Genomic DNA, 12,356 nt, shown 5'->3' on the forward strand with positions numbered 1-12,356 from the left:
CGGCCACCCCGGCACCGAGCAGCACCGAACGGCGGCTGACGGGAAACTGCTCGAGATCCATTTTCCGGCTCCGATCGTGGGAGGGACACAGTGGGTCGGTGCGTCAGAACGTGATGCCCGTCGTGCGGAAGAAGTACAGCGCCGAGGTCGTCCACACGACCACGATCGCCGTGAACAGGACACCGCCGGCCACCGGAACCGCCCATCCCGGCAGGCCCCGCCGACTGAGCAGCAGCATCTTGGTGACGAACGCCCCGTAGAGGAGGCATCCCGCCAGCGAGTGCCACAGCACCCGCGGCTCGCCGGTGCGAAAACCGAGCGCATACAGGCAGTGCACGGCGACGGGGACGGTCGCCAGCACAGCGAGGCGGCCCGACCATACATGCAGGGTCCCGATCCAGCTCGGCGTGCGCAGTCCCGGCAACCGGCCGTACATCCCGGCCGCCGAGACGAGTTGCACCAGTGCCAGCACGCCGGCGAGGGTCGCCAGCCAGGTCTTGACCGCGGTCGGGCTGGAGAACCCGGCGACGTTGATCGAGAAGAAGGCCGGCTCGTGCACACGGCCGTAGACACCGAGCCCCACCGCGACGAGGGCACCCACCAGGAATGCGACGATCACGGGGGCCGTTCGCGGCGGCGCGGCGGGATGGACCTGCGGTGTGCTCATCCGTCCTCCTCTCGGTGTCACCGCGCGGTGGCACGTCAGAATGTGTCGCTGCCGGACACCGGGTCCGCGGTTACGGTCTCCCCGTCGACGACCGCCGTCCCGTCGGGTGCGAGGGCCGGGGCAGGTGTGGTGCCGCCGTCGCCGCCGCGGAGCACGCCCGTGACGGTTCCGTCCTGCGTGACGATCCAGCTCGCCCGGACATCGCCGACGTTCGCGAGGTAGAGGCCGGCGGGCGGTTCGGCCGGCGCGGCGTCGAAGGTCCAGCTGCGGTCGCCGAGCCACAGGGTGCCGCGCACCGTCGCGCCGTCGAACTCGCCGTCGAGACGGGCTCCTTCCCGGCCCTCGAGCTCGAGCCGGCCGGCCTCTGCGTCGCCGGCCAGCCACGACTCGACCGCGCTGCCGTCGCACGCGTACGCGACGGCGTCCTTGCCCTCGACGGCGATCGCGAGCGTGAGAGTCCCGGTCGCGACGGGGATCTGTCCGACGTAGGTGGCCTGCGCGGGGAACTCCACCGCAGCCGAGGTCGCCGTCGTCGTGGGGTCCGGCGCCGCCGTCGCGGCAGGACCCGGGGCCGGCGTCGCGCCGTCGTCCTCCTTGGAGACATTCACCGCGAGCAGCACGGCGGCGAGGACCACCACCGCCGCCAACGTGATCAACGGCCCCCTGCGCACCATGGGGTCCCCTTGCCGGTCAGCACTTCAGGGATGATGTCGCGGTCGAATCTACTCCGCCCCCGCCCGTCCGCTCAGCCGATCGCGTAGATCAGTCGACGACGACGTCCGCACCGCGGGCCGCGGCCGGGCGCGCCTTCGGCGCCTCGCGGCCGGGCCCTCGGCTCACGGTCCCGGCCAGACGGAACCGGCTGCCGTGACAGTCGCAGACGATCTCGTCGGCCTCGACACCGGTGATGTTGCACCCCGAATGCGTGCACAGCGCGACGAACGCCCGGTAGTCCCCGGCGACGGGCTGCGTCACCACGAGACGCCGGTCGGCGAACAGGACGCCGCTGCCCACCGGGATGTCGGCCGCGGCGGCGACGACCGTGGCGTCCGGACCGGGCTCCGGCGGCGTGGTCGGCGCGGCGGGGGCGCTGTCGGTGCTTGCCCGCTCGGTGCCCTCGCTCTCGGCGCCGCACGCGGACAGGACCGCGGCGGCGGCGACGGCACCGGCCCCGCCGAAGAGGGTGCGCCGGCACAGACGCGGCTGTCCGTCTGTCGACGCGGAGCGTGGGTCGGTGGGTTCGATGCTCATGGGATCGTCCGTTCGGGTCGCCGTCGTGGTGCCGGAACGAGGTTAGCCGCAGACGCGCGGAGGGGCCGCGACCTACGTCACGGCCCCTCCGGGCGGGTGGTTCAGTGGACGACGACCGGCTGCAGTCCCTCCCCCGCCGGATGCTTGACGCGGGTGCGCGGCAGGAACAGCGCGGGGATCACCGCGAGCGCCATGAGAACGGTCGCGACGAGGAACGTGGTCGCGAACGCGTCGGCGAGCGAGGTGAGGATCGATTCCTGTACCGGTGCGGGCATCTGGTCGAGCGCCGCCTGGTCCATCTGTCCCCCGCCCTCGGGTGCCCCCGCCGGGGTCGCGAGGCGGCTGCTCAGGATCACCGACATGGTCGCGGTGCCCACGGAGCCGGCGGCCTGCTGGACGATGTTCATCAGTGTCGACCCGCGGGCCACGCTCTGATGGGTCAGCGTCTGCAGCGCGGCCGTCATCGTCGGCATCATCGTGGCGCCCATGCCCATGCCCATGACGAACAGCGCGCCGAGGAGCAGGACGTAGGAGGTGTCCGTGCCCACCTGCGTGAAGACCGCCATGCCGAGCGTGACGAGGGTCAGGCCGACGAGCACGATCTTCCCGGGGCCTATCCGGTCGACGAGCCGACCGGCGACCGGCATGGTGAGCATGGCGCCGAGGCCCTGCGGTGCGAGCAGGATGCCCGCCGCCAGGGTCGACTCGCCCCGCACCTGGAGGAAGTAGCTGGGGAACAGCAGCCCCGCACCGAAGAACGCGATCGCGAACACCGACATGGTGAGCACCGCGAACGTCAGCTGGCGGTTGCGGAACAGGTACAGGTCGATGAGCGGGTTCCGGGCGCGCATGGCGTGGAACACGAACGCGGCGATCAGCGCGACGCCGATCACGCCGGGAACGAGGACCCGCGTCGCGGCGACGGTGCCGACCTCCGGGATGGAGGAGACACCGAACAGGAACAGCGCCAGCCCCGGCGACAGGAGCGCCATGCCCACGAAGTCGAAGGACTCGGACCTGCTCGGGCGGTCCTTGGGCAGGATCACCACGGCGGCGACGAGCGCCAGGACACCGATGGGCAGGTTGATCAGGAAGATCCAGTGCCAGCTGGCGGTGTCGATCAGCCACCCGCCGAGAATCGGGCCGCCGATCGGGCCCAGCAGCATCGGGATACCGAGCACCGCCATCACGCGGCCGACCCGGTGCGGGCCCGCCGCGTGGGTCATGATCGTCATGCCGAGCGGCATGAGCATGCCGCCACCGAGGCCCTGCACGACCCGGAATGCGATGAGCGAAGAAATGTCCCACGCCATGCTGCACAGCACGGAACCGGCGACGAACAGGACGAGTGCGGCGAGGTAGAGGCGCTTGGTGCCGAACCGGTCCGCGGCCCAGCCTGTGAGCGGAATCACGCTGGCGAGCGCCAGCGTGTAGGCGGTCATGGTCCACGCGACGGTCGCGTAGCCGGCGTCGAACTCCTCCATGAACGTCGGCACGGCGACGGAGACGACGGTCACGTCGAGAATCGACATGATGGCGCCGAGCACCACCACCGAGGCGATCTTCAGAACTGCCGCGTCGAGCTTGTCGCTCACCGGCGCGGCGGCCGGGCCCGCATGGGGGGCTGTCATGGGTCGGTCCTCTCGAGGCGCGAGGGCAGGCGGACCTGCCGGAACGGAGTCGAGGGCCGGGCACCACGTCGTGCCGGACGGCGACGACCGTCTCGGCGCGAGCCGCGTGTCACCGCCGGCGCGAGCCGCGTGTCACCGCCGGTGTGGACCGCGTGTCACCCTCGACGTGCCCGGCGACCAGCGCGCGCCCCGACAGCGCGGCGGATCGACATCCCGGCCTGCGCTCCCCCGGCGGACGTCGCCGCGGGCGGTGCCGGGCACCGTCGGAAGATTCTAGTGCCGGTGCAGACGAAGCCCCAACCGGTTATCGGCGGACCAGACGCAGCAGGCTGCGTCCCGACCGCGGGCGGCCGGCCGCCGTCTTCGTCAGGCGCGCACGATCGGTCAGCTTGACCCGTGGCCGGCCGGCCGCACGACCGGCCGCGCGCTCGGCCTCGTCGATCTCGTGCCAGCCGCTCAGTCCCACCCGGCTCGGGCGCCGCTGCCCGAGCAGGCGATCGAGTTCCCGCCGGCCGTACGCCGGCCGCGCGAGCCGACCGGCGTCGAAGTCGGCGAGCAGAGCCGCGACCGTTTCCTTGGCGCATGCCTTGTTGGTGCCGATCACGCCGCTCGGCCCGCGCTTGATCCACCCGGCGACGTACACGCCAGGTCCGGCCCCGGTGACCCGCCCGTCCTCGTTGGGAACGATCGCGCGCCGCTCGTCGAACGGCACCCCCGGGAGCGGAACCCCGCGGTAGCCGATCGAGCGCAGCACCAGCTGCGCGTCGAGATGCAGGGTCTGCTCGGTGGGGCGGGCGACGAGCGCACCGTCGTCGCCGGGGATCAGTTCGTTGCGCACCGCCCGCAGGCCCGTGACCCGGTCGGTGCCCTCGATCGCGGTGGGTGACACGAGGTAACGGAACACGATGCGCTTGTTCCCCGGCCGGGGTTCGCGGCGCGCGTACTCGCGGGCGAGCCGCATCCGCATCGCGACGGCGGGATCCGCCGCGGCGAGCTCCGCGCTGGCGGGGTCGAGGTCGAGCTCGGACTCGTCGACGACGACGTCGACCCCGTTCAGATCACCGAGGGCGAGGAACTCCGGATTGCTGTAGGCCGCCTGCGCCGGCCCTCGGCGGCCCAGCAGGACGACCTCGCGGATGTTGCTCCGGCGCAGCGCCTCGAGCGCGTGGTCGGCGATGTCGGTCCGGGCCAGCTCGTCGACGTCCATGGTGAGAATGCGGGCGACGTCGAGTGCGACGTTGCCGTTGCCGACGAGGACGGCGCGTTCACCGGAGAGATCGAAGACCCGGTCGGCGTAGTCGGGGTGGCCGTTGTACCAGGCGACGAACTCGGTGGCGGCATGGCTGCCGGGCAGGTCCTCGCCGGGAATGCCGAGACTGCGGTCGGCGGACGCGCCGGTGGCGTAGACGACGGCGTGGTGATGGGCGAGCAGCTCGTCGTGGTCGATGTCGCGGCCCACCTCGACGTCGAGGTGCAGGGCGAACGCCTCGCGACGGAACGACCACTCGAACGACTCGGTGACAGCCTTCGTCCCGGGATGGTCGGGCGCGACGCCGCTGCGGACCAGGCCCCAGGGGGTCGGCAGCCGGTCGAACATCTCCACCTCGACATTCGAGCGCTCGAGTAGTTCCTGCGCGGCGTAGCACGCCGCCGGCCCGGCCCCGACAACCGCGACGCGCAGAGTCTCCTGCCCCCGGGGCGGGGCGGGCGTCGGGGTGAGCGGGTTCCAGTTCTCGGGCATCGGATGCGCCGTGTAGTACTCCGCGTTGATGTCCTTGAACCGGGTCTGAGCCTCGGTGAGCCGGTCCTCGGGGAAGATCGCCTCGACCGGGCAGGCGTCCGCGCACGCGCCGCAGTCGATGCAGGTCTGCGGATCGATGTGCAGCATCTCGGTCTGTGCGAACTCCCGCTCCTCCGGAGTGGGATGGATGCAGTTCACCGGGCACACGGCGACGCAGCTCGCATCGTTGCAGCACGTCTGGGTGATCACGTAGGCCATGTCGCGTCCTCGAAGAGCCGGGACCGGATTTCATGTGACATCCGGTAACAGTTATATCGACTGTAGCCTCGGGGTCCGCCGCTCGCAAGATTCGCTGCGGGCCTGCCCCGCAACTGTCAGAATCGGCGGGGCCCGACGAAGACCAGGGGGACGCATGGGTTCGGATACCGCCGCGGGAGCGGCACCTACGGATACCGCCGCGGCAGCGGCACCGGGAAAGCACGTACCCGAGGACGCCTGGGCGCAGCCCCTCGCCACCGCTCCCCCGCCCGACGACGCGTTCCGGTCCACGCGCACGGTGCGCACCGGCGACGTCGACAGCCGGGAACGGCTCCGGCTCGACGGCGTGGCCCGTTACCTGCAGGACATCGGCACCGACAACCTCGACGCCGTCGACGCCACCGACACCGATCCGCTGTGGATCGTGCGCCGCACCGTCGTCGACGTGCACCGGCCGGCCCGCTTCCGGGAACAGCTCGAACTGCGCCGATGGTGTGACGCCCTGTCCACGCGATGGGCCAACGTCCGTGTGCGGTTCGAGGGCACCGGCGGCGCCGCGATGGACACGTCGGCGTTCTGGATCAACATCGGGCCCACCAACGGCATGCCGGCTCGGATCAGCGACCGGCTCTGGGAACACATGGCTCGTCACGCCGCGGACACCCGTCTGCGGTGGCGGGCATGGTTGCCGCCCACGCCGTCCGCAGACGCCGACGCCGGCACGCACTTCCCGCTGCGGGCCACCGACATCGACCCGTTCGACCACGTCAACAACGCCGCCTACTGGCACGGCATCGAGGAGCACCTCGCCGGACGGCCGGAGTTGCAGACGGCCCCGTATCGTGCGGCGATCGAGCATCTTCGACCGGTTGTCGCCGGCGACACGCTCGTCCTGCGCGCCCGGCACGACGCCGACTCGCTGACCCTGTGGTTCACGGTCGACGACGAGGTGCGGGCGGTGGCACGCGTCGGCCGCCGGTGAACGTCACCGCCTAGGGTGAACCCATGACCCGCACCCTGATCCTGTTGCGGCACGGGAAGTCCGCGTACCCGGACGACGTCGCCGATCACGAGCGCCCGCTCGCCCCCCGCGGGCGGCGCGAGGCCGGTCTCGCCGGGCGCTGGCTGCGGGCCCACCAGCCCCCCGTCGACGCGGTGCTGTGTTCGACCGCGACGCGGGCCCGCAAGACGCTCGCAGAGGCCGCCGTCGAGGCGTCCACCGACTTCCTCGACGACCTCTACGAGACCACACCGGAGCGGGTGGTCGCCGCGATCCGCCGGGTCCCGGACGACGTGTCCACGCTGCTCGTCGTGGGACACGAGCCCGTCCTGTCCGCGACGACGCTGTTGCTCTCGGCCGACCACGACTCCGACGCCGCCCGTCAGATCGTCGAGAAGTTCCCGACTTCCGCCGTGGCGGTGCTCGAGGTGCGCGGGACGTGGCACGACCTCGGTGCCGGTGAGGCCGCCCTGGTCGACTTCCACATCCCGCGCTGACCGGGAACGGCCGCTACTGCACGGCGGCGAGCCGCCCCTACTGCACCGCGGCGAGCCGCCCCTACTGCACCGCGGCGAGCCGCCCCTACTGCACCGCGGCGAGCCCCTACTTCACCGCGGCGGCGAGCGCCTCCAGGTAGGCATCTATCCCCCAGGTCAGGGACAGGACCGTGGGGGGCGACACCGCGGCGATCAGCTCGGTGCCGTTCACCGTCGCCACCCTGCCTTCGGTGACCTGCTGCATGGTCTGCGCCCACGGCTGGGCGAGGGTGCGTTCCTGCGCTGCGGCGTCGTCGGCGTAGGAGAGGAGGATGTCGCTGGTGAGCTTGCCGACCTCCTCGAAGCTCATCGTGAAGTAGAAGCTGGACTCGTCCGTGCTCAGTTCGGTGACGCTCGGGGCGCTGACGAGACCGAGGTCGGTGAGGAACTCCACCCGCGAATCGGCGGGCTTGTAGACGTAGAACGTGTCGCCCGTGTCCCATACCGCGGCGACGGTGCGGCCCTGCAACTGCGGGTACGCGGCGGCCTTGTCGGCGATGATCGCCTCGGTGTCGGCGATCAGGCGCTCGGCGTCGGCGGACCGGCCCAGCGCCTGCCCGACCGTGGAGACGACGTCGCGCCACGGGGTGGCCCACGGCTCACCGGGGTACGCGACGGTGGGAGCGATCCGGCTGAGGGTGTCGTACTGATCATGGGTGAGCCCGGAGTAGTTGGCGAGGATGACGTCCGGGCGGGCCGCCGCGATCTGCTCGACCGGCACGTCCGTGCCGTCGTTCTGCAGGATCGTCGGTGTCTCGGCACCGAGTTCGGTGAGCTCGTCTCCGATCCACGGCAGGACACCCTGCTCGTCACCGCCGTACGACTGTGCCGGCATGGCGACGGGGACGACCCCGAGCGCGAGCGCGGCGTCGGTGCTCCCGAAGCCCCACGTGACCACCCGTTCGGGTTCGGTCTCGATCGTGGTGCTGCCGAGGGCGTGCTCGATCGTCACGGGGAACGCGCCCGCGCCCGAGCCGGATGCCTCGGAGGGGTCGTCGCCGCCCGACGAGCACGCGGTCAGGACGAATGCGAGGGCGAGACCGGCTGCGGCAAGCAATCTCGGGATTCGGGTCGACGGCACTGGCGTTCCCTTCGATTAATTAGGAGTGCCTACCCAAACTAGCGGATCGACTGGGTCGCCGCGCGGGTACCCCCGGAACCCAGAAGGCCCCGCCCCCGAAGAGAAGAGGGCGGGACCTTCGTGGCTACGGCAGGTGCCTGACCGCGGCCGGCGAACCGGCTGCGGCGACGGCTCTACCGGTAGTCGCTGGAGTAACCGTAGTCGTCGAGCGGAACCGCAGCGCCGGTGTTCTGGCCGAAGCCCTCCGGCGAGTAGTACTGATCCTCGTACGACGGGATCGCGTAGGCGGCCGCGCGGGCCTCCTCGGTCGGCTGCACCTGGATGTTCCGGTACCGGTTGATGCCGGTGCCGGCCGGGATCAGCTTGCCGATGATCACGTTCTCCTTCAGACCGATCAGCTTGTCCGAGCGGCAGTTGATCGCCGCGTCGGTCAGCACGCGAGTGGTCTCCTGGAACGACGCCGCCGACAGCCACGAATCGGTGGCCAGCGACGCCTTCGTGATGCCCATGAGCACGGGACGGCCGGCAGCCGGCTCCCCGCCCTCGGCAACGACGCGCCGGTTCGAGGCCTCGAACTCGCTGCGCTCGACCAGCGATCCGGGGAGGAACTCCGTCGACCCCGAGTCGATGATCGTCACGCGGCGCAGCATCTGGCGCACGATGACCTCGATGTGCTTGTCGTGGATCGACACACCCTGGCTGCGGTACACCTCCTGGACCTCGTTGACGAGGTGGACCTGCACCTGGCGCGGTCCCATGACCCGCAGCACCTCGTGCGGATCGGCCGCACCCTCGAGCAGCTGCTGACCGACCTCCACGTGGTCGCCGTCCGCGAGGACACCTTCGGTGCCGTCCGCCTTACGGATGACGTGCAGACGCTGACGCTTCGACAGCTTGTCGTACACGACCTCCTCGCCACCGTCGTCCGGGACGATGGTGATCTTGTAGAAGCGGTCGTCGTCCTCGAGTCGCACGCGGCCGGAGACGTCGGCGATGGGCGCCTTGCCCTTCGGAACGCGGGCCTCGAACAGCTCCTGCACTCGGGGCAGACCGCCGGTGATGTCCTCACCGACGCCACCCTGGTGGAACGTACGCATCGTCAGCTGCGTGCCGGGCTCACCGATGGACTGGGCGGCGACGATACCGACGGCCTCGCCGATGTCGACGAGTTTGCCGGTCGCCATCGAGCGGCCGTAGCAGGTGGCGCACACGCCGGTACCGGTGTCGCAGGTCAGCACGGAGCGGACCTTGACCTTCCGGATGCCGGCGGCCAGCAGGGCCTCGATCGCCGGGTCGCCGAGGTCGCTGCCCCGGGTGACGACGACGTTGCCGTCCGCGTCGACCGCATCGGTGGCCAGCGTACGGGCGTACGTGCTGGTCTCGATGTGGGCGTCGCGCACCAGACGACCGGTCTCGGCGCCCGTCCCGTCCCGCTCGGGCTCGGCGATGATCATCTCGATGCCGCGCGGCGTGCCGCAGTCGGTCTCGCGGACGATGACGTCCTGCGACACGTCCACCAGACGACGGGTCAGGTAACCCGAGTCGGCGGTACGCAGCGCGGTGTCGGCCAGACCCTTACGCGCACCGTGGGTGTTGATGAAGTACTCGAGCACGGTCAGGCCCTCGCGGAACGAGGACTTGATCGGACGCGGGATGAACTCGCCCTTCGGGTTCGTCACCAGACCCTTCATGCCCGCGAGCGAGCGGATCTGGGTCATGTTGCCCGCGGCGCCGGACTTCACGATCGTCGGGATCGGGTTGTCGTCCGGGTAGTGCGCCTCCATGGCCTGACCGACCTCTTCGGTCGCCTCCTGCCACAGCTTGACGAGCGAGTCGCGCCGCTCCTCCTTCGAGAGGGCACCACGAGCGAACTTGCGCTCGAGCTGATCCGCCGACGCCTCGTAGCGTTCGAGGATCTCCTTCTTCTCCGGCGGCACCAGCACGTCGGCCATCGACACGGTCACACCCGAACGGGTGGCCCAGTAGAAGCCGGCGTCCTTGAGCTTGTCGACGGTCTGCGCGACGACGATCATCGGGTAGCGCTCGGCGAGATCGTTGATGATCGCGGCCTGGCGCTTCTTCGGCATGACGTCGTTGACGAAGCCGTAGTTCACCGGCAGCAGCTCGTTGAACAGCACGCGACCGAGCGTGGTCTGCACGGTCCAGCCGTCGCCGTAGTTCCAGCCGTCGGGGAACAGCTCCGTCTCGAGGTCCTTCGGCGGCCGCTGCCGCTCCAGGCGCACCTTGATGGGGGCCTGCACCGACAGCACACCGCGGTCCACGGCCATGATCGCCTCGGCGGGAGACGAGTACACGCCCTGCTCCGGCTCACCGTCGGTGGCCGGCCGGTACGCGCCGGGCGCGTCCTCGACCAGGCGGGTCAGGTGGAACAGACCCGTCACCATGTCCAGACGCGGCATGGCGAGCGGACGACCCGATGCCGGCGACAGGATGTTGTTCGACGACAGCATCAGCACGCGGGCCTCGGCCTGCGCCTCCGCGGACAGCGGCAGGTGCACGGCCATCTGGTCGCCGTCGAAGTCGGCGTTGAACGCCTCACACACCAGCGGGTGCAGCTGGATGGCCTTGCCCTCGACGAGCTGCGGCTCGAACGCCTGGATGCCGAGACGGTGCAGCGTGGGAGCACGGTTGAGCAGCACGGGGTGCTCGTTGATGACCTCTTCGAGCACGTCCCACACCTGCGGACGCTGCCGCTCGACCATCCGCTTGGCGGACTTGATGTTCTGCGCGTGGTTCAGATCGACCAGACGCTTCATCACGAACGGCTTGAACAGCTCGAGGGCCATCAGCTTCGGCAGACCGCACTGGTGCAGCTTGAGCTGCGGGCCGACGACGATGACCGAACGGCCCGAGTAGTCGACACGCTTGCCGAGCAGGTTCTGACGGAACCGGCCCTGCTTGCCCTTGAGCAGGTCGGACAGCGACTTGAGCGGACGGTTGCCCGGGCCGGTGACCGGCCGGCCGCGACGGCCGTTGTCGAACAGCGCGTCCACCGACTCCTGCAGCATCCGCTTCTCGTTGTTGACGATGATCTCGGGGGCACCGAGGTCGATCAGTCGCTTGAGGCGGTTGTTGCGATTGATGACGCGGCGGTACAGGTCGTTGAGATCGGAGGTCGCGAAGCGGCCACCGTCGAGCTGCACCATCGGGCGCAGCTCCGGCGGGATCACCGGCACCGCGTCGAGGACCATGCCCATGGGCGAGTTGCCGGACTGCTGGAAGGCCGCGACGACCTTCAGGCGCTTGAGGGCGCGCAGCTTCTTCTGGCCCTTGCCGCTGCGGATCGTCTCGCGCAGCGACTCGGCCTCGGCGTCGATGTCGAAGTTCTCGATGAGCTTCTGGATCGACTCGGCGCCCATCGCACCCGTGAAGTACTCGCCGTAGCGGTCCTGCAGCTCCCGGTAGAGCAGCTCGTCGACGATCAGGTCCTTCGGCTTGAGCTTGGTGAAGGTGTTCCAGATCTCCTCGAGCCGGTCCAGCTCGCGCTGGGCACGGTCACGCAGCTGACGCATCTCGCGCTCGCCGCCGTCCTTGACCTTGCGGCGGACGTCGGACTTGGCACCCTCGGCCTCGAGCTCGGCCAGGTCGGCTTCCAGCTTCTGCGCGCGTGCCTCGAGGTCGGCGTCGCGCTGGTCGGCGACGGACTTCTTCTCGACCTCCATCTCGGCTTCGAGGGTCGAGAGCTCGTTGTGGCGCAGTTCGTCGTCCACGGCCGTGATGACGTACGCGGCGAAGTAGATGATCTTCTCGAGATCCTTCGGCGCCAGGTCGAGCAGGTAACCGAGGCGGCTCGGCACACCCTTGAAGTACCAGATGTGCGTGACCGGCGCGGCGAGCTCGATGTGGCCCATGCGCTCGCGGCGCACCTTGGCGCGAGTCACCTCGACGCCGCAGCGCTCACAGATGATGCCCTTGAAGCGGACACGCTTGTACTTGCCGCAGTAGCACTCCCAGTCCCGGGTGGGGCCGAAGATCTTCTCGCAGAAGAGGCCGTCCTTCTCGGGCTTGAGCGTGCGGTAGTTGATGGTCTCCGGCTTCTTGACCTCACCGTACGACCAGTTGCGGATGTCCTCCGCAGTGGCCAAGCCGATGCGGAGTTCATCGAAGAAGTTGACGTCGAGCACGTAACTTCCTTTCCCCTTCACGGGTTTTGTTGCTGCTAGTTGTCGC

General features: G+C 70.0%; 9 protein-coding genes. 2 read left to right on the forward strand and 7 right to left on the reverse strand.

Features of this window, described 5'->3' with window-relative positions:
• Nucleotides 1-103: 103 nt before the first annotated feature.
• The 5 genes from OEY_RS0100485 to OEY_RS0100505 all read right to left on the reverse strand — a co-directional run bounded on the left by OEY_RS0100485 (nt 104) and on the right by OEY_RS0100505 (nt 5,548).
• Nucleotides 104-667: a DUF6529 family protein gene (locus OEY_RS0100485; RefSeq protein ID WP_010591999.1), complete on the reverse strand. Its 564-nt coding sequence runs from the start codon at nt 665-667 to the stop codon at nt 104-106.
• Between the two features lie 35 nt (nt 668-702).
• Nucleotides 703-1,341 (reverse strand): hypothetical protein, encoded by a 639-nt coding sequence (locus OEY_RS0100490; RefSeq protein WP_029539835.1) that lies wholly within the window; start codon nt 1,339-1,341, stop codon nt 703-705.
• An 88-nt stretch (nt 1,342-1,429) separates the two neighbouring features.
• On the reverse strand, nt 1,430-1,918 hold the full coding sequence (locus OEY_RS0100495) for a Rieske (2Fe-2S) protein (RefSeq protein WP_010592001.1): 489 nt from the start codon (nt 1,916-1,918) through the stop codon (nt 1,430-1,432).
• A 101-nt stretch (nt 1,919-2,019) separates the two neighbouring features.
• A complete protein-coding gene (locus OEY_RS0100500) occupies nt 2,020-3,549 on the reverse strand; it encodes a DHA2 family efflux MFS transporter permease subunit (RefSeq protein WP_010592002.1) in 1,530 nt (509 codons plus the stop codon).
• Between the two features lie 304 nt (nt 3,550-3,853).
• Nucleotides 3,854-5,548 (reverse strand): FAD-dependent oxidoreductase, encoded by a 1,695-nt coding sequence (locus OEY_RS0100505; protein ID WP_010592003.1) that lies wholly within the window; start codon nt 5,546-5,548, stop codon nt 3,854-3,856.
• Nucleotides 5,549-5,702: 154 nt separating this feature from the next.
• Here OEY_RS0100505 and OEY_RS0100510 point away from each other — a divergent pair, with 154 nt between their 5' ends.
• Together OEY_RS0100510 and OEY_RS0100515 are read left to right on the forward strand one after the other, a co-directional pair.
• A complete protein-coding gene (locus OEY_RS0100510; RefSeq protein WP_010592004.1) occupies nt 5,703-6,530 on the forward strand; it encodes an acyl-[acyl-carrier-protein] thioesterase in 828 nt (275 codons plus the stop codon).
• A gap of 23 nt (nt 6,531-6,553) precedes the next feature.
• Nucleotides 6,554-7,045, forward strand: a complete 492-nt coding sequence (locus tag OEY_RS0100515; RefSeq protein WP_010592005.1) for a SixA phosphatase family protein — start codon at nt 6,554-6,556, stop codon at nt 7,043-7,045.
• A 106-nt stretch (nt 7,046-7,151) separates the two neighbouring features.
• On the opposite strand, the gene OEY_RS0100520 is transcribed toward OEY_RS0100515, so the two are convergent.
• Both OEY_RS0100520 and OEY_RS0100525 read right to left on the reverse strand, forming a co-directional pair.
• Complete coding sequence (locus OEY_RS0100520) at nt 7,152-8,165, reverse strand: iron-siderophore ABC transporter substrate-binding protein (protein ID WP_237713712.1); 1,014 nt, start codon at nt 8,163-8,165, stop codon at nt 7,152-7,154.
• Nucleotides 8,166-8,338: 173 nt separating this feature from the next.
• On the reverse strand, nt 8,339-12,310 hold the full coding sequence (locus OEY_RS0100525) for a DNA-directed RNA polymerase subunit beta' (protein ID WP_010592007.1): 3,972 nt from the start codon (nt 12,308-12,310) through the stop codon (nt 8,339-8,341).
• Between the last annotated feature and the right edge of the window lie 46 nt (nt 12,311-12,356).

The organism is Rhodococcus sp. P14, assembly GCF_000256505.1.
GTDB lineage: Bacteria > Actinomycetota > Actinomycetes > Mycobacteriales > Mycobacteriaceae > Rhodococcus > Rhodococcus ruber.

What these genes read in the sequence shown, in the direction of transcription:
- OEY_RS0100485 (WP_010591999.1), bottom strand. Translation starts at nt 667, where the DNA reads ATGAGCACACCGCAGGTCCATCCCGCCGCGCCGCCGCGAACGGCCCCC.
- OEY_RS0100490 (WP_029539835.1), bottom strand. Translation starts at nt 1,341, where the DNA reads ATGGTGCGCAGGGGGCCGTTGATCACGTTGGCGGCGGTGGTGGTCCTC.
- OEY_RS0100495 (WP_010592001.1), bottom strand. Translation starts at nt 1,918, where the DNA reads ATGAGCATCGAACCCACCGACCCACGCTCCGCGTCGACAGACGGACAG.
- OEY_RS0100500 (WP_010592002.1), bottom strand. Translation starts at nt 3,549, where the DNA reads ATGACAGCCCCCCATGCGGGCCCGGCCGCCGCGCCGGTGAGCGACAAG.
- OEY_RS0100505 (WP_010592003.1), bottom strand. Translation starts at nt 5,548, where the DNA reads ATGGCCTACGTGATCACCCAGACGTGCTGCAACGATGCGAGCTGCGTC.
- OEY_RS0100510 (WP_010592004.1), top strand. Translation starts at nt 5,703, where the DNA reads ATGGGTTCGGATACCGCCGCGGGAGCGGCACCTACGGATACCGCCGCG.
- OEY_RS0100515 (WP_010592005.1), top strand. Translation starts at nt 6,554, where the DNA reads ATGACCCGCACCCTGATCCTGTTGCGGCACGGGAAGTCCGCGTACCCG.